Source organism: Streptomyces sp. NPDC004647, assembly GCF_040609575.1.
GTDB lineage: Bacteria > Actinomycetota > Actinomycetes > Streptomycetales > Streptomycetaceae > Streptomyces.
On the sequence record NZ_JBEXKU010000016.1, the window covers coordinates 41,737 to 61,837 of the forward strand.

15 protein-coding genes and 2 pseudogenes are annotated in these 20,101 nt (G+C 69.0%); 3 read left to right on the forward strand and 14 right to left on the reverse strand.

Annotation, left to right across the window (positions count from 1 at the left end; translation table 11 throughout):
* Window positions 1–73: 73 nt before the first annotated feature.
* The 8 genes from ABZW18_RS09780 to ABZW18_RS09815 form a co-directional block, all read right to left on the reverse strand.
* Window positions 74–745 (reverse strand): hypothetical protein, encoded by a 672-nt coding sequence (locus tag ABZW18_RS09780; protein WP_356184593.1) that lies wholly within the window; start codon window positions 743–745, stop codon window positions 74–76.
* 100 nt (window positions 746–845) lie between these two features.
* Window positions 846–1,298 carry a hypothetical protein gene (locus tag ABZW18_RS09785; RefSeq protein WP_356184595.1) on the reverse strand — a complete coding sequence of 151 codons (453 nt, stop codon included), beginning with the start codon at window positions 1,296–1,298 and terminating at the stop codon, window positions 846–848.
* Window positions 1,299–1,758: 460 nt separating this feature from the next.
* Window positions 1,759–2,409: a hypothetical protein gene (locus tag ABZW18_RS09790; RefSeq protein ID WP_356184597.1), complete on the reverse strand. Its 651-nt coding sequence runs from the start codon at window positions 2,407–2,409 to the stop codon at window positions 1,759–1,761.
* Window positions 2,406–3,029, reverse strand: a complete 624-nt coding sequence (locus ABZW18_RS09795; RefSeq protein ID WP_356184600.1) for a hypothetical protein — start codon at window positions 3,027–3,029, stop codon at window positions 2,406–2,408. Before ABZW18_RS09795 ends, ABZW18_RS09790 begins: the two co-directional genes overlap by 4 nt.
* Window positions 3,026–3,433 carry a hypothetical protein gene (locus tag ABZW18_RS09800; RefSeq protein ID WP_356184602.1) on the reverse strand — a complete coding sequence of 136 codons (408 nt, stop codon included), beginning with the start codon at window positions 3,431–3,433 and terminating at the stop codon, window positions 3,026–3,028. Before ABZW18_RS09800 ends, ABZW18_RS09795 begins: the two co-directional genes overlap by 4 nt.
* Window positions 3,430–4,737, reverse strand: a complete 1,308-nt coding sequence (locus tag ABZW18_RS09805) for a putative T7SS-secreted protein (RefSeq protein ID WP_356184605.1) — start codon at window positions 4,735–4,737, stop codon at window positions 3,430–3,432. Before ABZW18_RS09805 ends, ABZW18_RS09800 begins: the two co-directional genes overlap by 4 nt.
* A 3-nt stretch (window positions 4,738–4,740) precedes the next feature.
* Window positions 4,741–5,052, reverse strand: a complete 312-nt coding sequence (locus ABZW18_RS09810) for a hypothetical protein (RefSeq protein WP_356184607.1) — start codon at window positions 5,050–5,052, stop codon at window positions 4,741–4,743.
* A 47-nt stretch (window positions 5,053–5,099) separates the two neighbouring features.
* Window positions 5,100–9,845 carry an FtsK/SpoIIIE domain-containing protein gene (locus ABZW18_RS09815; protein WP_356184609.1) on the reverse strand — a complete coding sequence of 1,582 codons (4,746 nt, stop codon included), beginning with the start codon at window positions 9,843–9,845 and terminating at the stop codon, window positions 5,100–5,102.
* 247 nt (window positions 9,846–10,092) lie between these two features.
* Here ABZW18_RS09815 and ABZW18_RS09820 point away from each other — a divergent pair, with 247 nt between their 5' ends.
* Window positions 10,093–10,380: a WXG100 family type VII secretion target gene (locus ABZW18_RS09820; RefSeq protein WP_356184611.1), complete on the forward strand. Its 288-nt coding sequence runs from the start codon at window positions 10,093–10,095 to the stop codon at window positions 10,378–10,380.
* A 221-nt stretch (window positions 10,381–10,601) separates the two neighbouring features.
* Window positions 10,602–10,958: pseudogene (locus tag ABZW18_RS09825) on the forward strand (1,4-alpha-glucan branching protein); the annotation flags it as partial.
* A 29-nt stretch (window positions 10,959–10,987) separates the two neighbouring features.
* Here ABZW18_RS09825 and ABZW18_RS09830 read toward each other — a convergent pair.
* The 6 genes and pseudogenes from ABZW18_RS09830 to ABZW18_RS09855 all read right to left on the reverse strand — a co-directional run.
* Window positions 10,988–11,122: pseudogene (locus ABZW18_RS09830) on the reverse strand (IS5/IS1182 family transposase); the annotation flags it as partial.
* A gap of 48 nt (window positions 11,123–11,170) precedes the next feature.
* On the reverse strand, window positions 11,171–12,448 hold the full coding sequence (locus ABZW18_RS09835) for an XdhC/CoxI family protein (protein WP_356184725.1): 1,278 nt from the start codon (window positions 12,446–12,448) through the stop codon (window positions 11,171–11,173).
* A gap of 44 nt (window positions 12,449–12,492) precedes the next feature.
* Entirely contained in the window at window positions 12,493–13,953 is a 1,461-nt protein-coding gene (locus tag ABZW18_RS09840; RefSeq protein ID WP_356184613.1) for an NCS2 family permease, read from the reverse strand.
* Between the two features lie 198 nt (window positions 13,954–14,151).
* A complete protein-coding gene (locus ABZW18_RS09845) occupies window positions 14,152–16,539 on the reverse strand; it encodes a molybdopterin cofactor-binding domain-containing protein (protein WP_356184615.1) in 2,388 nt (795 codons plus the stop codon).
* A 1-nt stretch (window position 16,540) separates the two neighbouring features.
* Window positions 16,541–17,197, reverse strand: coding sequence for a (2Fe-2S)-binding protein (locus tag ABZW18_RS09850; RefSeq protein ID WP_356184617.1), 657 nt, complete (start codon window positions 17,195–17,197; stop codon window positions 16,541–16,543).
* Window positions 17,188–18,075, reverse strand: a complete 888-nt coding sequence (locus tag ABZW18_RS09855; protein ID WP_356184619.1) for a xanthine dehydrogenase family protein subunit M — start codon at window positions 18,073–18,075, stop codon at window positions 17,188–17,190. The genes ABZW18_RS09850 and ABZW18_RS09855 overlap by 10 nt, the downstream gene beginning before the upstream one ends.
* Window positions 18,076–18,327: 252 nt before the next feature.
* Between ABZW18_RS09855 and ABZW18_RS09860 the strand changes: the two genes are divergently transcribed.
* Complete coding sequence (locus ABZW18_RS09860; RefSeq protein ID WP_356184620.1) at window positions 18,328–20,010, forward strand: PucR family transcriptional regulator ligand-binding domain-containing protein; 1,683 nt, start codon at window positions 18,328–18,330, stop codon at window positions 20,008–20,010.
* Window positions 20,011–20,101: the final 91 nt, after the last annotated feature.

A 20,101-nucleotide genomic window follows, 5' to 3' on the forward strand; every position in this document is an offset into this window, starting at 1 on the left:
TTGAACGCCGGGTGCTTCGTCCTGCGGTGAGTCGATTGACTTCACGAGTCGCGCGGGGATTGTCATGCGGCGGCTACTCGCGGTCCTGCCGGGACATCCGCATACAGCCCCACATACCAAACGCCACAAATACCGTCGCCAGACCGGCGATCAGGCCTCCGTAGGACCCCGGCTTCCAGGACTCTTCCGGGCTGGCCACCCCCTCGGGGTCGTACCGAACCCGCAACACCTCACCTCGCTCAACCCCGTCCTCGCAGCCGTAACTCTCCTTGAGATCCGGCTCTATCTTCTGCCCATTCAGCTTCTGCAAGGTGCACTGACGGGTCTTGTTGGAATTATCATTCTCTACCGCCACAACCTTGGAGTTGACCCAACGGCCGCGCTCCTTCAACGCTGAATCCTCGCCGGCTCCATGTGACACGAAGCCCAGCACAGCGCCACTGACAAGTGGCAGCAGGAGCTGCCACGCCAACTTCCGTCGACTGTAGGGGACACGCCGGATCCAGAAGATCGGCACCATAAACGAGGCGAGCGGGATGAGGGCCCATCCCAGCACAGGAGCTGCACCCCCGCTGATCCATGGATCCAGCGGGACCGCAGGTGCCAACCATGTGAGCCCGATGATCCCGGCCAAGCACACGAGGTAGAACAACAGCCATCGCAGAAATACTGATCGGACTTCCCGTGCCTGCTTCTCAGAAGCGACCTCCGCGCCGACGGCGAACTCGCCTTCTTCCCGCACCATTTACCAGCCCAACTACCCGTGCCGCTTATCGGCCGGATGCAAGTTGCGTGCAAAATCTTCGAAACCATCTACGTAACTGGGGGACTCAGCCCCCTTGCCATCAATCAATAACAATGTCGTTCGGGTGCACCACCTTCAGGCGGCGAGCGAACTCGTCGAACGCGTCAATATTCGCGGACACCCAGCCGAGGTTGTCACTGACGGTGCGCATGGACAGGTCGACGCCATAAGAGTCGACGCGCCACCCGTAGTTGACCGACACGCAGAGTGCTTCGCCCCCCTTCGGCACGTAGTGGCGGATGGAGCGCAACCCCTTGCCGAGGTTGTCGGTGGTGAAATCCACGACCTGGGGGTTCTGGACGGCTCCGGGCTCGTTGCGTCGCACCAGCGTGTCCAAAATCTGCTCCACCGGCCCTTCCGACCGGGCCGCGTAGAAGAAGAACGGCAAGGGCTCCATGCTGAGATCCGGAGCGTACGCGAACAGATGCTGCATGGGGGTCCGCTGCGGAAGCTTCTCGGAGAAGCCCTCAAGCCAGCGCGCCAGCTCCTTCACCTGCGACTTGTCACGAGGGCCCCGCCCTCAAAGCCCCAGCGCAACTCGGCGCATTTCTTCGCCCACTTCCGCCGCTGCCGGCCAGCGCCCCTCCCCTCAAGGATGGGGACAGCAATCCACGCCTCCGGGGACGGGTCCTCGGTGAAGTCGAGCGAGTATCGGAGGGTCATTCTGCGCTCCAGCGGAAGTGGCCATAGCTGCGGTGTTCAGGGGCTGCTCTAAGAGGGAGAGTGCGGGCACGCGCGCGCGTGAGTCAGCAGGCTAGGTCTTAGGGGTGCCACTCCGCTGGATAGGACCCCGCACCATCGGCGGCCATGATCATGAAGTCCGGCCAGCGCCCTCCCCCAAGGATGGGGATGGCCAACCACTCTTTTTTCGGGTCCGGTTCTTCGGTGAAGTCGAGTGCTTACGGAAGGACCATGCTGTGCTTCAGTGGAAGATGGTCATGGCGGCGTCGGGATCACGCGACCCCCCAGGCATCCTTTTCCTCTTCCGAGCTGATTCGGATGGTGCGGGCGAATTCGTCGATGTCGAGGGATGCACGAATGATCCGACCCGGATCCGGGTGGGCCAGAAAGATGAGGACATCCATAGCACCCGACCCCTTCTCGTAGCGCCAGGCATAACGGAGGCCGGCATGCACCTCGTTGCTGTCCTCGTCCTGGACGTAGCGCAGCACGCGCAAACCGGTCCCAAGGTGCGGGGATTCGAAGTCCTCGACGATCGGGAGCTCGATTGCGTCGCTCGCATCAGCCTGCGCCAGTTCACGCAGAGCCGTGTCGCGGTCTTCCTCCTCGATCTCGACCAGCTCAACGAAAACGGTAAGGGGAATGTCTCTCGGGTGCGGCATGTGCAAGAAGACTTCGGCATCCGGCCTAATGGCGGGCGCCCTCTCCGCGTGCATCGCAAGGATGTCGGTCAGCAGGTCGACATCGCCCAGTCGCGGCTTCTCGGTCGCGAAGTCTTCCCACCACTCCTCGGCAATCGCACGTGCCCACGCCTGGGGGGTCTGCGCAATTTCTACGTCCTCAAGACCCAGCTCGGGCCACGCGAGCGGAACGCGGATCCAGGGGTCGAGCCGCGCCGCGGGTTTGACGTTGAGCCAGCTCATTCATACCTCCACTTGAATGTACTCACGACTGCGTCGAACAGCTCGACCATCACATCGGTAAGTTCACTGTCGAGGTTTCCGTCACCTGGAGTGGAAAAACTGATCGCAAGGAAGTTTCCTGAGGTGCCTGCCACCGGCAAGACGTATTCGACCCGGCGCGAGTCAACGTCGATCTCCTGGCTGGAGTCTGCTGCCACTTGACTCTCCCGCCGGACGGCTTTGACGCCGTCGAGTTTCACAGCGGTAACGCCGGGGCCCGCGGTGTTGGCTGCAAGCCGCGACAGCACTCGCGCGTTATCGGCGCCACCGATCGGCAGTTCAGACACGATGATCGATGCGGCCACGAGGGTGCCACCACGCGGGATCACCGGCAGATAGAGATCCAGGCCGCCGTTACGCCGTGCAGCGCGAGCTCTCTTCTGCAGCTGACGGCGCAGCTCAAGTCGCAAGCTCATGGCGTCGTCGCGCGCTACACCGTCCGGGACCTTATCCATATGCGTGAAAAAGATCCGCTCCAGAGCCTCTTTCGTCCCCTCGCGGAGCGGAATCCGAGCCCACCCCGGCGGGATGATGAGGGTGTATCCGATGGGCGGCGCTTCGGCCGTCGCGTTGAAACTCACGGAGCCTCCTTGCCGGGCTTGTTGATCAGCCCATCCAGCAGGATTCCCACACACAGTGCTGCCGGAATCGCGGCGATCCAGGAATAGAGGACCATTGCGCCGTTCACGATAATATACAGTCCCGCAGCGACCCTAAACAACGACCGCACATTGGGGGCGCACTGGATAACCCGTCGATACTTCACGTACACCGCAGTCAATACAACGGGAGCGATCATCACGGGCCAGATGTATACCTCGACTGGCACCCAGTCCTCTCCGACAGCCTTTCTAAGCGCCCCTCCTACCAGAAAGAACCAGAGCAAGGGTGCGAGCGCAGTCACTCGAACTGCAAGCAGGGCCTTGGATTCATCACTTCCAGATGACATCGCGTCCTCATTTCCCTTATTACCGAAATTGCTCACCATTGACTCCCCACTTCCATCGTTGGGACGTCCTTGAGGTCCCCGTAGCCGTCAAAACCGACGGCCTCTGATCCGAGGTCAATCGCCTTGTCGCCAACGTCGATCCCCGTACCTGTACGCCAGTACATATTGAACTTCTTAGACGCCTCATCGGCCTGCCTAGCAGCGTTTTCGACTACCTCATTCCCGCTGTGCCTAATCCCCATCTGCTTGGCGTCCTCAGCAAGGTCTTTGGCTTCCTTGTCTCCGAGTCCCCGCCCCTGTGCCATCGGGGCGTCAGCCTCCGCTCGCTCCGCTGCACGCATCTCATCGTTGAGCTTTTCCTGCTGGCGCAGTTTGATCCTCTGCGCCATCTGCCCACGCTCTGAATTGACTCCGTGGCGGGCTATAACCCGATCGGTGAAGTTTTTTACGCCCTTTTGACGCTCCAACACCCCGCGAGCCTTTCCAGTCCTCGCGGCAACCTTGGAGGCGGTCTTGGTCAAGGCCCGGCTGGCTTTAAGGGCCGTCAGGGCCTTCCCGCCGAGCCCCATCGTCACCAGCCCAATCGCGTCAAACGCCACGTCAGTCCATGAACCCTCGCCAGTGATTGCCAGCAGTGAGTGACCGACCAAACTCGCGACCCCGATCGCGAGCCCGATCCCCACAATCCAACCCGCCGGCGTGCAGAAGATGCCGACGATTGCGATAGCAGTCCCGAGATAGCCGAGGACGTCGAGCGCTGTGGAGAGCCCATCCGCAAAGTTCTCCCACGTACTGTCCTCAAGCACGTCTGAGATGTCATCGTCGATGTTTCTGGCGCACTTCTCGGCTGCGGCGTCCCGGTCGGCGGTGACTTCGTTCAACTGCTTGCGATACGCCTCCAGGTGACTGTCGTCCACGTAGTCCGGCGGATCGCCACCGTCCTTCTCCGCCTTGGCTTCCTTCTTCTTCAGATCAGCAGAGTGATCCTCGTTGGCCTGCTTTGCGGACCTGAGGATCCGGTCCGCCCGCTCCTGGAAACCCTCCAGGTCGTTGGCCCATTTGCCGAGGTCACCGACCACCCGTTCGTAGCGGCCCGCCGTCTCACGGAAGCGCTTGTCCAGCTCGCCGGACTTTTCACGGATCTTGTCGGCATAGTTCCCCTGCAGCGCATCGCCGTCCTCGGCCTTGCGCAGGATGCGGGCCTGGTCGCGGAGGGTCTTGGCGAGGTTCTTCATCTTGGTGACCTCGTCCCGGATGTCCTCCGGATCGCCGGGGATCGGATCCTTCTCCGCCAGCGGCTGCCAGTCAGTCGGTCGCCGCCTGCCCTTACCCGATACCATCGGTCACTTTCCCCCGTTTTTCCCGTTTTTCTCGGATGCGTTCTTCAGGTCGAGGTCCTGCTTCTGGAAGTTCTTGAGTGCCCCCGACACATGGTTCTTCAAGTCCTCGACGTTTTTGACCAGTTCTTCTCGATAGCTGTCCCAGTTGCTCACGAACTCGTCCATCTTTTCGGCGATGCTGTCGTGGCCCCAGATATCGCTTATGGCTTCGCTGCGGTCGTCGATACCTTCGAAGACCTTATGGATCTGTCCGAGATTCCTCTTCGAGTCCTCCAGCAGTGTGTAGTCGACAACCAGCCGGTCGCGGCTGCCCATACGTCCCCCTCCCTTTGCCTTACGTGGTCAACAGCTCCCGTTGCGGATCAACCCACCGGCACAGTCACCGTGAACGCCTCCCCGCTCCCCAGGTGCAGCAGGCCCTTGCCCGTGGTCACCGGGCCGCCCACCGCGCTCCGGCTCAGGCGCACGCCGATCAGTTCGCCGCTCGACGTGTCCTGCGGGGACAGCAGCAGGCCGCGCTTGGACTTCTTCAGGTCGACCTGCCAACCGCTGAAGCCCGAGCAGACGTCGTCCTCGTCGCCGGCGATGACGATGCCGATGCCGCGGTCGGAGCCCGTCGAGATCAGCCTCTTGAACTCGTCCTCCGCATCGCAGTCCTCCAGCAGCTCGCCGTCGTCGATCAGGACGACGATCGGACGCTCCACAGACGCCGTCGCCACGGCCTCCTGCAGCTCGTCCTCCTCGATGTCGCTGCCCGTGAAGACCGCCAGCACGCCCTCAAGGCCGTTCAGTTCGCGCAGCGGGGAGGTCCGCGGGGCAGCGACGACCAGGCGGGCGCCGCGGCCCACAAACGTACGCGCCAGGTTCATCAGCACCGTCGAGCGGCCCGACTTCGCCGGGCCCGCGATCACGAAGCCCGGCGAGCCGTACGCCAGGTCCGGGCCGAAGGCCGTCAGGTCGTCGCCGCCGACGCCCACCAGGCCCCACAGCGGCGAGGCGGACGCCGCCGGGTCGACGTGCTGCCATGCCTGGTCGAAGGTGATGCGGCTGGGCAGCGAGTCCACCCGGAACGGCCGCAGGGCCCGCGGCACCGCCGCGTCCCGGCGAGTCGCCCCCTCTCCGATGGCCACAAGGGCAGCGTTCTGCCCCTGCCCGGTGGCGTCCTCGCTCAGCAGCGCGAACTGGATCTCCGTACCCGCCTCGTTGCGGAACGCGCGGCCTGGCGGGATCTCGTCCGGCACCTTGCGGCTGTTGATGCCCAGCATCGAGAAGTCGCTACGGTCCGCAAGGCGCAGGCCGTACTTGTCCTCCGTCAGCGAGGAGATCCGACCGGTCAGCAGCTGCCTGTCACCCGTGATCACCAGGTGGATGCCGACGCTCGCGCCCTCGCGCATCAGGGTCAGCAACTCGTCGGTCAGCTCGCCGTGTTCCAGCTCGCCCAGGGAGGAGACCCAGCCCTCCCAGCGGTCAAGGAGCAGCACGATATGCGGCAGCCGCCGGTCCTCCGGCATCCCGGCGCGCTGCTCGCCGATGTCCGCGAAGCCGTACTCCGCAAGGAGCTCCTGCCGCCTGCTCGCCTCCGCCGACAGCCGGCGGACCAGGCGGACGGCCCGCTCGCTCTGGTTGCGGCCCACCACCGCGCCGCAGTGCGGCAGCTTGGACAGAGCGTTCAGCGCGCCGTTGCCGCAGTCGATGCCGTACAGGTGGACGTCGGCGCAGGAGAGGGTGCGGGCCAGGGAGCCCGCGATCGTACGCAGCACCTGGGACCGGCCGCTGCGCGGCGCACCCGCGATGAGCAGGTGGCCGAAGGTGGCGAAGTCGATCGCGACCGCGCGGCGGGCCTGGCTCGACGGCAGGTCCTCGATGCCGTACGGCGCCGGGGGCAGCACGCCCAGACCCTGCGCCGGCGGCAGGTCCTCCGGCAGCAAGGTCTCCGCAAGGGCCGGCAGCCACGGGCTGTGCTGCTGCGGGATGCGCAGGTGCGCGTTGGCCTCCCGGACGGCGTCGACCAGCACCTTCAGGTCGGTGATCTCCTCTTCCTCGCTCTTGGCGGCCGCGGGCTTCGCCAGCGCCGCGCGGCCCAGGCCGGCCCAGTCCAGCTCCCCGGTCCACGGGGCGACGGCCATCGGGTCCACGGTGCCGGGGCGGCGGCCGCCGACGCGGCCGGACTGGAAGGGGATGAGGGAGGCTGCGCCGGTGCGCACGTAGGCGCGGCCCGGGTTGTTCTTGGAGATGTTGCCGGCCTCGGGCGAGTCGATGACGTCCGTCGACTCGCCGCCGTCGGTGACCCGCAGGGCGATACGGAGGTTGGTGTTGGCCCGGATCTCCGGCGAGACCACGCCGGACGGCCGCTGGGTGGCCAGCATCAGGTGGATGCCGAGGGAGCGGCCGCGCTGGGCGATGTTGACAAGGCCGGTGACGAAGTCCGGCAGGTCGCGGACCATGGACGCGAACTCGTCGATGACCAGCAGCAGTCGGGGCAGCGGCGCCATACCCGGATTACGGCGCACCAGGTCCTGGTAGTCCTCGATGTCCTTCGCCCCGACCTGGGCGAGCATGTGCTCGCGGCGGTGCAGCTCGGCGCCGAGCGATTCCAGGGCGCGCTCGACGAGGTGGGCGTCGAGGTCGGTGACCATGCCGACGGTGTGCGGCAGGTGGACGCAGTCCTTGAACGCGCTGCCGCCCTTGTAGTCGACGAGCACGAAGGTCATGTTCTCCGGCGTGTTCGCCACCGCCAGCGCGGCGACGATCGTCTGCAGCAGCTCGGACTTGCCGGAGCCCGTCGTACCCGCGATGAGGCCGTGCGGCCCGTCCTTGCGGATGTCGATGCCGAACGGCCCGTCGTACGACTCACCGACCATCGCCAGCGTGGACTGCCCGCCGGTCTGCCAGCGGGCGGCCACCGCGCCGGCCGTCGGCGGCTCCATCCCGATGACGTCAAGGAGCCGACTGGCGTCCGGCAGCGCGCTGTCCGTCGCCTCGCCGCTGATGTCGCGCAGCGGGGCGAGCGCCCGGGCCACCCGGGCGCACCAGGCCGGCGAGACGAAGTCGGGCCGTACGCCCAGGACTTTGGCCTTGCCCTCCTGCTGCACGCGCAGCCGCAGCACGGAGGGGTCGACCTGCTCCGCAGCCACCGGCGCCGCCGGCGCGGGGGCGCCGCTCTGGTTGTCGAGGGAGAGCAGCACAGCGGCGGTGTTGGTCAGCGCCGGCGTGGCGGGCGCGGCCGACTTCTTCCGCTTCCGCTTGCGGCGCGACCTGCCGGCCTCGGCCGCCGCGTTCTTCCGCTGCTCCTCCTCGGCGGCCCGCCGCAGCACTTCGAGAGCGTCGCTCGCGCCGCCGCCGGCCTGCTGCTCGTGCCTGGCGTGCCGGGCATTGCGCGGCTCCGCGATCACGATGCCCTTGCACTCGCCCGGCAGGAAGCGCTCCTCGGCGTCCAGGCAGATCGCGTACATCGATACGGCCGGGCCTTCCTTCAGCAGCCGTACGACGCCGGGCATCGAGCGCAGCCGGCGCGAGCCGTCCCAGACGACGACGATGTCGGGGTCGGAGAAGCCCACCTGACCGCGGTTCTCCTGGGCGGCCTTCTGCCTGGCCTCAAGGATCTGGGTGAGTTCGCCGATACGGGCGCCGACGGTCTCGGCGTCGTTCCCGATGAGGACGTTGGCGTCCTGCGCCGTCGGACGGGCATGCGGCAGCCAGCGGACCCAGTCCCAACCGGCCTGCGCGTTCGCCTCGGTGAGCACGTAGAACTGCACGTCCAGCGGGCTGTGCAGGGCGGCCGCCTGCGTCACCGTCCACCGCGCCAGGCTGCGCGCGGTATCGTCGGGACCCGCGAAGCCGATCACGCCGAGCCGGCCCAGGTGCAGGACGACGGGGGTGTCGGCGATGTCCCAGGTGACCTGGCGGCGGTGGTCGTCCTGCTCGGGGTCGTCGAGGACGACGGCGGAGGGCAGTCGGCCGGTGCCCACCCGCAGCAGCAGGTGATCGGCGTCGCTGCGGCGGCGCTCCCACAGACGCGTGCGGGGGCCGGTGGCGTTGGCCCAGATGGTGCCGGGGTCCGGGTGGTCGAGGCGGCGGTCGCCGCGCTCCAGGACCAGCGCCTCCTGCGCGTCGCGCTCGATCCGGGCCTTGTGCTCCTCGTACTCCTTGACCTGCTTGGCGTGGGACTTGCGGCCGTGCTTCTTGTCCCAGAAGTAGTTGGCGATCATGATCAGCGGGCTGAAGACCGCGATCAGCAGGTACGTCATGCGCCCCATCACCAACGCCATGGTGACGGCCATGGCGAGCGGGGACAGCGCCATCAGCCAGGGCAGCGGCCGGGCCTCGTACTCCTTCGGGGGCGCCGGCAGGCGGAACTTGGTGGTGCGCTCCGGGGGGCGCAGCCGCGGGGGGCGGTTGTAGTCGAGCCCGGAGGCGTCGTCGGACCACTTCAGGGCCGCGTCCGGGGGCGTGTAACGGGCCACGTCGAGCAGGGTGTTGCCGATGGCGAGCTGGGAGCCGACGCGCAGCCGCTGCCCTTCGAGCGGCTTGCCGTCGACGCGCACCTCGTCAGGCTTGGGCTCCTTGTCCTCGGGTGCCGCACCCGGCCGGCCGGGCTGCCCGCCTGGCTGCTGTCCCGGCCCCTCGCCGCCCTGCCTGCCGCCGTGCACGGTCAGGCGGAGGTCGTCCGCGGAGACCACGTAGAGCGTCAGCGCGCGCTGGGGCAACTCCGGGTCGTCGATGATCAGTTGGCAGTTCGGGCCGGAGCCTATGTCGTACCGGCCGATGCCGAACCGGTACACGGCGCCGGCGTCGGGCCCGCCGGCCACCCGGACCTCGATGACACCGGACTGCTCGCCGGGCAGCGTGGCGGAGGGGTCGTCCAGGCTCACCACCGCGCCGTCGCGCAGCGGGGAGGTGGTGACGGTGTGGGCGGGGTCCACTTGGCAGTTGTCGACGTAGAGCGCGGGACCGGGCTGCCCGGCGAGCGAGCCGGGCCCGACCCCACCCCGCACCCGGGCCGCCAGCTCCCGGGCAACGGCGTCGATACGGGTCTCCGGGTCGGCATCGAGGACAAGGTCTTTGCTGGCGTTCGTATAGGGGTCGACGACAGTCAGCTTCAAACGCACTTAGCTCCTCCTCGAAATGCCTCTCTACGAGGGAGAGAATATCGTCCCGGCAACTCGGTCGTGCACCTGCGGTATTCCTCAACAACGTCCCGATTTAAGGGGAGTTGATGGCCGCGTGACTGAACTTGTGTGCATCTGTGAGTGGTTAGCGACTAAGGTGCCCAACGGCGTGTGCCCGAACCGGTGCGCGCCACACGTATGCCGGGAGGGGGACCTCGCGGTCGTCAACGGAGGGAAGGGGAGCGTCATGGCTAAAGACCTCGATGTCACATATGAGGACATGCGGGCCGCCGCGAAGAAGATGAACCGCGAGAAGGAGCGCATCGAGGAGAAGCTCCAGGACCTGAAGACCTACATCGACGGCCTGCTCGAGAGCGGCTTCGTCACCCGGCAGGCGTCGAAGAAGTTCGGCCAGGACTTCGAGGAGTTCAAGCAGGGCATGTCGAAGACCAACGAGGGTCTCGACGGCCTGGCCCAGTACCTGGAGAAGGCGGCGGACTCCTTCGAGAACCTCGACGCCGAGCTCGGCAAGTAAGTCGGCGACTGCCGCGGTTGAGCCTGCCTGCGCACAGCGCCGGGGGGTGAGGGCGGTGTCGGCCTGGATCGGCCGATACCGCCCTCACTCCTTTTTTGCTTTCTGCGGCATGGTGTAAGGGGCGTAATGGGCGGCCGGGCCGCCGCGAGACCTCACCCGGAATTTCTCCATCTCCATTACATCTCTTACAGTGCATCCACAGAGTATTCACAGGCGGCAAATACCGCGGTGCGGCGCTGGAGGGCGTCCCCGGCGAGGCGCTGATCGGCACCTCCGAGCATGTGGTGCTCGGCACCCGGTGGATCTACGATGGCGTCCACGACCCGGTGGTGGTGGCGCAGTTGCGCACCCTCCTGCGCGGTGAGGCGATGCCGCAGCAGCAGAGCAAGAGCGACGCCCCTGACCCGACGGTCACCGTGCACGGAACTGGCCCTGACGACGGGCTTGACGTTCAGGTCAACCGCGTCCTGCGGCCGGCGGAGGCCGCGCAGAGGTCGTCCGGACGCCTCGTCGCCGGGTGGACCTGGCCAAACGGAACGGCTACACGGGGAGTACTCGCGGCCGTCGCGCCGCGGTAAGAGGTCGCGCGGATACAGTAGGTGTGTGGTCATGGTCGGCGGTTCGGCCGTTCGTCCCAGCGGTGAGTTGTCCAGGACCACCGGATCGGGCCGCGCACGGTGATGATTGTGTCGGCGAGGACGAAGAAGGCATCAATGACGGTGACGCGACGCTCGTAGCACTGTGGGGTGGGATGACCTCTGGAAGCCGCCTCGCATACCCCGCAGCAGGCTCAGGCGACGACCGAGTCGATTCGGCCTGTCGGTTCAGTCGCGTCGTGGTGGATCGGGGTGTGGGCGCCGGTCAGGGGTACGCCCGTGCCGCCGCGGCGGTTCGCCACGATCTCCGCGGCGATCGACAGGGCCGTCTCCTCGGACGTACGGGCGCCGAGGTCGAGGCCGATCGGGGAGCGCAGCTTGGCCAGTTCCAGCTCCGTGAGACCGGCCTGGCGCAGCCGGTCGAGGCGGTCGAGGTGGGTGCGGCGGGAGCCCATCGCGCCGACGTAGGCGACCGGCAGCCTCAGCGCCCGCTCCAGCAGCGGGACGTCGAACTTGGCGTCGTGGGTGAGCACGCACAGCACCGTACGGCTGTCGACCTCGGTCGAGTCGAGGTAGCGATGCGGCCAGTCGACCACGATCTCGTCGGCCTCGGGGAAGCGCAGCGCGGTGGTGAAGACGCGGCGGGCGTCGCACACCGTGACGCGGTAACCGAGGAACTTGCCGACCCGGACGAGAGCCGAGGCGAAGTCGATCGCGCCGAAGACGATCATGCGGGGCGGCGGCACGCTGGATTCCACCAGCAGGACCACCGGCTGTCCGCAGCGGCTGCCGTCGGCGCCGATCACGATCGTCTCCGTGCGTCCCGCGTCCAGTAGGGCGACGGCCTCCCCCGCCGCCGTACGGTCCAGCTCCGGGTGACCGCCCAGAGTCCCGGTGGACGAGCCGCCGGGCCGTACGACCAGCGGCCGGCCCAGCAGCTCCGGCGGGCCCTCGACGATGCGCGCGACTGCCGCCGCCTCCCCTGCGGCAGCGGCGGCCAGCGCGACCGCGAACGTCTCCCGGTCGGTGCGCTCCGCGGAGGAACCGGGCTCCGCCGAGGAACCGGCCCCCGCCGAAGAACCGACCGCCGCCGAGGAGCCGCCCTCCACCGAGGAGCTCCCCGCACGGACCGGGGAACCGCCCCCCGCCGAGGAACCACCCCCACGGACCGGGGTGACGAGGATGTCGATGACACCGCCGCAGGTCAGCCCGACGGCGAAGGCGTCCTCGTCGCTGTACCCGAACCGCTCGAGTACCGACTCGCCGGTCTCCAGGGCCCGCTCGCACAGCTCGTACACCGCGCCCTCCACGCAGCCGCCGGAGACGGAGCCGATCGCCGTGCCGTCGGTGTCGACCGCGAGGGCCGCACCGGGCTGCCGGGGTGCGCTGCCGCTGATCGCCACGACCGTGGCGACGGCGAAGTCGCGTCCCTGCTCGCACCACCGGTCGAGCTCTTCGGCGATGTCCAGCATGGCGATCACCTCTCCTTCAGGGTTGCGCGGAGGACACGGCGGCGCTACTTGACGCCGAGCCAGTGCTCGATGGGGCTGAGGGCGAAGTAGACGAGGAAGATCCCGGTCAGCACCCACATGAAGGCACCGGGCTCGCGCCACTTTCCCTGCGCCGCCTTGATGGCGGTGAAGGCGATGACGCCCGCGCCGACGCCCACCGTGATGGAGTACGTGAACGGCATCAGCACGACGGTCAGGAAGACCGGGATCGCCACCGCCCGGTCGCTCCAGTCCACATGCCTGGCGTTCTGCATCATCATCGCGCCGATGACGACCAGGGCCGCGGCCGCGACCTGGCCCGGAACGATCTGGGTGAGCGGCGTGAAGAACAGACAGGCCGCGAAGAACAGACCCGTGACCACGCTCGACAGTCCCGTACGCGCGCCCTCGCCGACGCCGGTGGCCGACTCGATGAAGACGGTCTGCCCGGAGGCGCTCGAGGCACCGCCGATCGCACCGCCCGCGCCGTCAATGAACAGCGCCTTGCTGAGCCCCGGCATCCGGCCCTTGCCGTCCGCGAGCCCCGCCTCGGTGCCGACACCGATGATCGTGGCCATCGCGTCGAAGAAGCCGGCCAGCACGAGCGTGAAGACGATCACGCCGACGGTCATGGCGCCGACCGAGTCCCAGCCGCCGAACTCGACCTGGCCGAAGAGCGAGAAGTCCGGCGAGGACACCGCGCTTCCGTCGAGCTCGGGCGGGGCGCCGCCCCAGGTCTTGGGGTCGAGGTTGCCGACCGCGTTGACCACCACCGCGATGACCGTGCCGGCCACGATGCCGATCAGGATCGCGCCCGGGACGTTGCGGGCCTGCAGCATGAAGATGAGCAGCAGAGTGACGCAGAAGATCAGTACGGGCCAGCCGGCGAGCGCGCCGCCGGCCCCCAGGGTGACCGGGGCTGCTTCCACACCCATCTGTACGAAGCCGGCCTTCACGAGGCCGATCAGCGCGATGAACATCCCGATGCCGATGGTGATGGCGTGCTTCAGCGCCAGCGGGATGGCGTTCATGATCATCTCGCGGAGTCCGGTGACGACCAGCAGGCAGATCACCAGGCCGTAGATCACGCACATGCCCATGGCCTGCGGCCACGTCATGTTGGGAGCCACCTGGGTGGACACCACACCCGAGACGCCGAGTCCGGCGGCCAGCGCCAGCGGCACCTTCCCGGCGAAGCCCATCAGCAGGGTGCTGACGGCCGCGGCGAACGCGGTGGCCGTGATCAGACCGGTGCGGGCCAGGGTGTTCCCGCTCGCGTCCTCACCGGACAGCAGCAGCGGGTTGAGCAGCAGGATGTACGCCATCGCCATGAAGGTGGTGATGCCGCCGCGCACCTCTCGCGCGACCGTCGATTCTCGGGCGGATATGTGGAAGTACCGGTCGAGCCAGGACCGGCCCGTGGGCGGGCGGGAGCCGGAGCCCGCGTCCGGCGACGCGGTCCTCGGCTCTACTGACGACTGGGTCATGGTGCGAACTCCCAAGGTTCATAGGGGCACCCGCGTGCGGGGGAAATCTCCGCGGGATTTGGGATGCACGACCCGGGGGACGGCCCGAGACGAACGAACGGGGTACTGCGAAACGGGGTACTGCACTGCACACCGCGAGCGGTACGGTGCCGGTCCCCGGGCGGTGCGGACGAGCCGTCCGTACCGCCCGGAGAGCTGTCAGGTGCCGGTGAGGTGCTCGGGGCGGACCGGCACGCGCGCGAGGGCCAGGCCGGTCGCCGCCCGGATGGCGGCGACCACGGCCGGGGTGGAGGACAGCGTCGGCGCTTCGCCGACACCGCGCAGCCCGTACGGCGCGTGCTCATCGGCCAGCTCGAGCACATCGACCGGCATGGTCGGGGTGTCGAGGATGGTCGGGATCAGGTAGTCGGTGAAGGAGGGATTGCGCACGCGTCCGTCCTGGGACACGACGATCTCCTCCATGACGGCGAGGCCGAGGCCCTGGGTCGTACCGCCCTGGATCTGGCCGACCACGGACAGCGGGTTGAGTGCCTTGCCGACGTCCTGGGCGGCCGCCAGCTCGATGACCTTCACCAGGCCGAGCTCGGTGTCCACCTCCACGACCGCGCGATGGGCGCAGAAGGAGTACTGGACGTGACCGAAACCCTGCCCCGTGACCAGGTCGAACGGCTCGGTCGGGCGGTGCCGCCACTCCAGTTCGATGTCGATGGCCTCGTCCTCCAGCACGTCGGCCAGGTCGGCGAGGACCTCACCGCCGTCGGTGACGACCTTGCCGCCCTCGAGCAGCAGCTCGGCGGTCGCCCACGCCGGGTGGTACGAGCCGAACTTCCGGCGGCCCAGCTCGAGCACCTTTTCGCGGACGGCCTCGCAGGTGTGCTTCACCGCGCCGCCGGTGACATAGGTCTGGCGGGACGCGGAGGTGGAGCCGGCGGAGCCGACCCGGGTGTCGGCCGGTTGGATGGTCACCTGCGTGACGCCGAGTTCGGTGCGGGCGATCTGGGCGTGCACGGTGACCCCGCCCTGCCCGACCTCGGCCATCGCGGTGTGCACCAGGGCGACCGGCTCGCCGCCGACGGCCTCCAGCCGTACGCGGGCGGTGGAGTAGTCGTCGAAGCCCTCGGAGAAGCCGACGTTCTTGATGCCGACGGCGTAGCCGACTCCGCGGACGACGCCCTCGCCGTGGGTCGTGTTGGACAGACCGCCCGGCAAGGCGCGGACGTCGGTGGAGTGGCCCTGGGGCCCCGCGGCCTCCCACTGCTTCTCCGGCGGCACCGGCAGTGCCTTGACGCGGCGCAGCAGTTCGGCGACCGGCGCCGGGGAGTCGACGACCTGGCCTGTCGGCATGGTCGAGCCCTGTGACATCGCGTTGAGCCGGCGGAACTCCACCGGGTCCAGGTCCAGCTCCGCGGCGAGCTTGTCCATCTGTGCCTCGTACGCGAAGCAGGCCTGGACCGCGCCGAAGCCGCGCATGGCGCCGCAGGGCGGGTTGTTGGTGTAGAGCCCGACGACCTCGATGTCGACGTTGTCGATCACATACGGGCCGGCGCCCAGGGACGCGGCGTTGCCGACGACCGCCGCGGTGGTGGAGGCGTAGGCGCCGCCGTCCAGCACGATCCGGCACTTCATGTACTGGAGCTTGCCGTCGCGGGTCGCGCCGTGCTCGTACGCGAGCTTGGCCGGGTGCCGGTGGACGTGGCCGAAGAACGACTCGAACCGGTTGTAGACGATCTTCACCGGCTTGCCGGTGCGCATCGCCAGCAGACAGGCGTGGGCCTGCATGGACAGGTCCTCGCGGCCCCCGAAGGCGCCGCCGACGCCGGAGAGCGTCATCCGGACCTTGTCGTCGGGCAGGCCGAGGACCGGGGCGAGCTGCCGGTGGTCCGCGTGGAGCCACTGGGTGGCGATGTAGAGGTCGACTCCGCCGTCCTCCGCCGGGACCGCGAGGCCCGACTCCGGTCCGAGGAAGGCCTGGTCCTGCATGCCGACCTCGTACTCGCCCCGGACGACGACGTCGGACCGGGCCTCGGCGGCGGACACGTCGCCGCGCAGTACGGGCTGCCGGTGCACGATGTTGGGGTGCGGCACATGGCGGGCGTGACGGTCCTCGCGGTCCGGGTGCAGCACCGGGGCGCCCTCGGCGGTCGCGGAGGCCTCGTCGGTGACGAGCGGCAGCTCGGTGTACTCGACCCTGATCTTCGCGGCGGCGCGGCGCGCGGTCTCCGGGTGGTCGGCGGCGACCAGGGCCACCGGCTCGCCGTGGAAGCGGACGACGTCCTTGGCCAGTACCGGCTGGTCGCAGAACTCCAGACCGTAGTGCGTGCCGGCCGGCAGGTCGTCGTACGTCATGACCGTCTCGACGCCGGGCGTCGCCAGCGCCTCGGAGATGTCGATCGACGTGATCGCGGCGTGTGCGTGTGGGCTGCGGAGGGTGAAACCCCACAGCATGTCCTCGTGCCACAGGTCCGAGGCGTACGCGAATTCGCCGGTCACCTTGAGGGTGCCGTCGGGGCGGAGCGTGGACTCGGTGATGCCGCCCCTGGTCCTGCTGCCCTGGGTGATGCTGGTGGGGGTACGGGTGACGCCCATGTCAGACCGCCTCTCCCGTGGTCGCGGCCGCGCTGCGGGCGGCCGCCAGACGTACCGCGTCCAGGATCTTCTCGTAGCCCGTACAGCGGCACAGGTTGCCCGACAGGGCCTCGCGGATGTCCGCGTCCGAGGGCTCCGGGCTGCGCTCCAGCAGCTCGTCGGCGGCGACCAGCAGACCCGGGGTGCAGAAACCGCACTGCACGGCCCCGGCGTCGATGAACGCCTGCTGGACCGGGGAGAGAGCCGACGCCGGGGCTTCCGGATCCGTCCCGCGGGAGATCGCGGCCTCGCCGGTCTGCGAGTCGGCGGCCGGTGGCAGCGGACTCTCCGACGGGCGAGGCAACCAGTTCCGGGCGTCGTCCAGGCCGGTGCCGCAGACGCCGTCGCCGCAGCCGCTCCCGGCGCGCTGCCTGGCGTACTCGGCGAGGCCCTCGACGGTGACGACGTCGCGGCCCTCCACCTGTCCGGCGGCGACGAGGCAGGCGCAGACCGGTACGCCGTCGAGGCGGACCGTGCAGGAGCCGCACTCGCCCTGCTCGCAGGCGTTCTTGGAACCCGGCAGGCCCATCCGCTCGCGCAGCACGTACAGCAGGGACTCGCCCTCCCAGACGTCATCGGCCTCCTGCGGACGGCCGTTGACCGTGAAGTTCACGCGCACTGGGCGCTCCTCTCGTTGCCGCGGTGGGCCTCCCAGACCCAGCCGAGCGTGCGGCGGGCCATGATGCCGACCGCGTGGCGCCGGTACTTCGCGCTGCCGCGTACGTCGTCGATGGGGTTGCACGCCCCGGAGCACAGCTCGGCGAACTGCTGGGCGATGGCGGGGGTGATGATCCTGCCGCTCTCCCAGAAGCCGCCCTCGTCGAGCGCCGCGTTCAGGAAGTCCTCGGCCTCGCGGGCCCGCACCGGGGTGGGTGCGGCGGAGCCGATGCCGGTCCGCACAGTGCGGGTCTCCGGGTGCAACGCCAGGCCGAAGGCGCACACCGCGATGACCATCGCGTTGCGGGTGCCGACCTTGGAGAACTGCTGCGGCCCGCCGGCCTTCTTGATGTGGACGGCCCTGATGAGCTCGTCCGCGGCGAGCGCGTTGCGCTTCACCCCGGTGAAGAACTCCTCGACCGGGATGAGACGGGTCCCGCGGACCGACTCGACCTCGACCTCGGCCCCGGCGGAGAGCAGCGCCGGGTGGCAGTCGCCCGCCGGGGAGGCCGCGCCCAGATTGCCGCCCACGGTGCCGCGGTTGCGGATCTGAGGGGAGCCGACGGTGTGGGCGGCCAGCGCCAGGCCGGGAAGCTCGGCCCGCAGATACTCCATGATCCGGGTGTACGGCACGGCGGCGCCCAGCCGTACGGTCTCCTCGCCGACCTCCCACTCCCGCAGCTCGGGGATGCGGTTCAGGTCGAGGAGGTACTCCGGCCGGCGGTGGTCGAAGTTGATCTCGACCATCACATCGGTGCCACCCGCGATGGGCACGGCCGTGGGGTGCTCGGCCTTCGCGGCGAGCGCCTCACCCCAGCCTGAGGGGCGAAGGAAGTCCATGGTGGCTCTCTTCTACGCATTCGGTCTTTCGGAAACCGGCCGGCGAGGACGGACTGCCCTCACCGGCTCATACATGTCCTGTTGACGCGGCCTGAGGCCAGTACACCGAGCTACGCCCCAGTGGGTGCAGTCACCGAAACCATGAAGGAGTTGGCTGGCCCCCGGCCGGGTCTTGTAGATTCGAACGAAAGACGGGGATCGGAAACCTCGCAGTTTTCCAACGGCAACACAGGACGATCGGCGGGCGACGAGATGCGGCTGCGCGCACTGCTGGAGACCGACACCCTCGGCCTGCGACTACTCGGCGGCGAGGACGAGCTGGACCGCAGTGTGCGCGGTGTGATGACCACCGATCTGCGCGACCCGAGCCGCTATCTGTCGGGCGGCGAGCTGGTGCTCACGGGCCTGGCCTGGCGTCGCAGGCCGGAGGACTCCGAGCGGTTCGTACGGATCCTCACCCAGGCCGGGGTCGCGGGGCTCGCGGCGGGCGAGGCGGAGTTGGGATCCGTCCCGGAGGACCTGGTGGTGGCCTGCGCCCGCAACCGGCTGCCGCTGTTCTCGGTGCACGAGGACGTCGCGTTCGCAGCGATCACCGAGCATGTGGTGCGGCAGGTCTCCGGCGAGCGTGCCGGGGACCTCGCGGCGGTCGTGGACCGGCACCGGCGGCTGATGACCTCCGGGCCCGCGGGCGGCGGACCCGAAGTGGTCCTCGATCTGCTCGGCTCCGACCTGGACCTGCGGGCCTGGGTGCTCTCTCCGGCCGGCCGGCAGATCGCCGGCTCGAGCCTCGCCGGCGCCGGGCCCGAGCTGTCGGCTCCGATGTGCGCGGCGCTGGCGGGCGAGCATCTGGCGACGCTGCGCAGCGGGCGGCGCGGCCCGCACCGGGTCGTCACCCAGGGCGGCAGCACGTACTCGCTCTTCCCGATCCGCACCGGCGGCCGCGGCGCGGCGGGCTCCCGGGACGTACGGGAGATCGTGCTCTCGGACTGGCTGCTGGCGGTCGAGGCGGACGCTGGGGACTGGCCGGCCGAGCGGCTCGACCTGCTGCACGGGGTCACGCAGCTGATCGCGGTGGAACGGGACCGCAGGGACGCGGCCCGTACGGTGCGGCGCCGGCTGGCGCAGGAGGTGCTGGAGCTGTTGCAGACCGGGGCGCCGCCCGCGGAGGTCGAGGCCCGTCTGCGGGTGGCGGCTCCTGTGCTGCTGCCCGGTCTGGGCAGTGCTCCGCACTGGCAGGTGGTGGTGGCCCGGGTCGAGTGGGACGAGAGCGACATCGAGGGCGGGCCGGTCACCCAGTCGCTGCTGGAGGAGATCCTCGTCGACCCGCAGGCGGGCGGCCCGGAGCCGTCGGACCGGATCGCGGTGGCGCACAGCGGGGACGAGGCGATCGCGCTGGTGCCGCTGCCGTCCGCGGCCGCCGGGGACGACGGGGATCTACCGGGCTTGCAGGCCGCTGAGCTGCTGGCGGCGGTCGGCGAGCCGCTGGCGCGCGGCCTGGACGGGGACGGACGGCTGACGATCGGGGTCAGCGCGGCCGTGCACTCCGCGGAGGGGCTGCGCGGTGCGCTGGAGGAGGCCCGGCACGCACGCCGGGTCGCGGCGGCGCGGCCGGGCCGGGTGTGCGCGGCCGGCCACCACGAACTGGCCTCGCACGTCCTGTTGCTGCCGTTCGTCCCGGACGATGTCCGGCGCGCCTTCACGGCCCGCCTCCTGGACCCGCTGCGGGAGTACGACCGCCGCCACCGGGCGGAGCTGGTCTCGACGCTGGAGTCCTTCCTGGAGTGCGACGGCTCGTGGACGCGCTGCGCGACGCGGCTGCATCTGCATGTGAACACGCTGCGGTACCGGGTGGGCCGGATCGAGCAGCTGACGGGCCGTGACCTGTCGCGGCTCGAGGACAAGCTGGACTTCTTCCTGGCCCTGCGGATGAGCTGAGCCGGTTCCGGCCGAATTCCGGGCCGAACTCCCGGCCGGATCCTGCGGGTCGGTGCGGACAGGGTTGGTCCGGACGTGGTCCGGGCGTGGT

Bases quoted from the DNA above. Each gene is read 5' to 3' on its own strand.
- ABZW18_RS09780 (WP_356184593.1), bottom strand. From the start codon at position 745: ATGGTGCGGGAAGAAGGCGAGTTCGCCGTCGGCGCGGAGGTCGCTTCT.
- ABZW18_RS09790 (WP_356184597.1), bottom strand. From the start codon at position 2,409: ATGAGCTGGCTCAACGTCAAACCCGCGGCGCGGCTCGACCCCTGGATC.
- ABZW18_RS09805 (WP_356184605.1), bottom strand. From the start codon at position 4,737: ATGGTATCGGGTAAGGGCAGGCGGCGACCGACTGACTGGCAGCCGCTG.
- ABZW18_RS09810 (WP_356184607.1), bottom strand. From the start codon at position 5,052: ATGGGCAGCCGCGACCGGCTGGTTGTCGACTACACACTGCTGGAGGAC.
- ABZW18_RS09820 (WP_356184611.1), top strand. From the start codon at position 10,093: ATGGCTAAAGACCTCGATGTCACATATGAGGACATGCGGGCCGCCGCG.
- ABZW18_RS09835 (WP_356184725.1), bottom strand. From the start codon at position 12,448: ATGCTGGACATCGCCGAAGAGCTCGACCGGTGGTGCGAGCAGGGACGC.
- ABZW18_RS09840 (WP_356184613.1), bottom strand. From the start codon at position 13,953: ATGACCCAGTCGTCAGTAGAGCCGAGGACCGCGTCGCCGGACGCGGGC.
- ABZW18_RS09845 (WP_356184615.1), bottom strand. From the start codon at position 16,539: ATGGGCGTCACCCGTACCCCCACCAGCATCACCCAGGGCAGCAGGACC.
- ABZW18_RS09855 (WP_356184619.1), bottom strand. From the start codon at position 18,075: ATGGACTTCCTTCGCCCCTCAGGCTGGGGTGAGGCGCTCGCCGCGAAG.
- ABZW18_RS09860 (WP_356184620.1), top strand. From the start codon at position 18,328: ATGCGGCTGCGCGCACTGCTGGAGACCGACACCCTCGGCCTGCGACTA.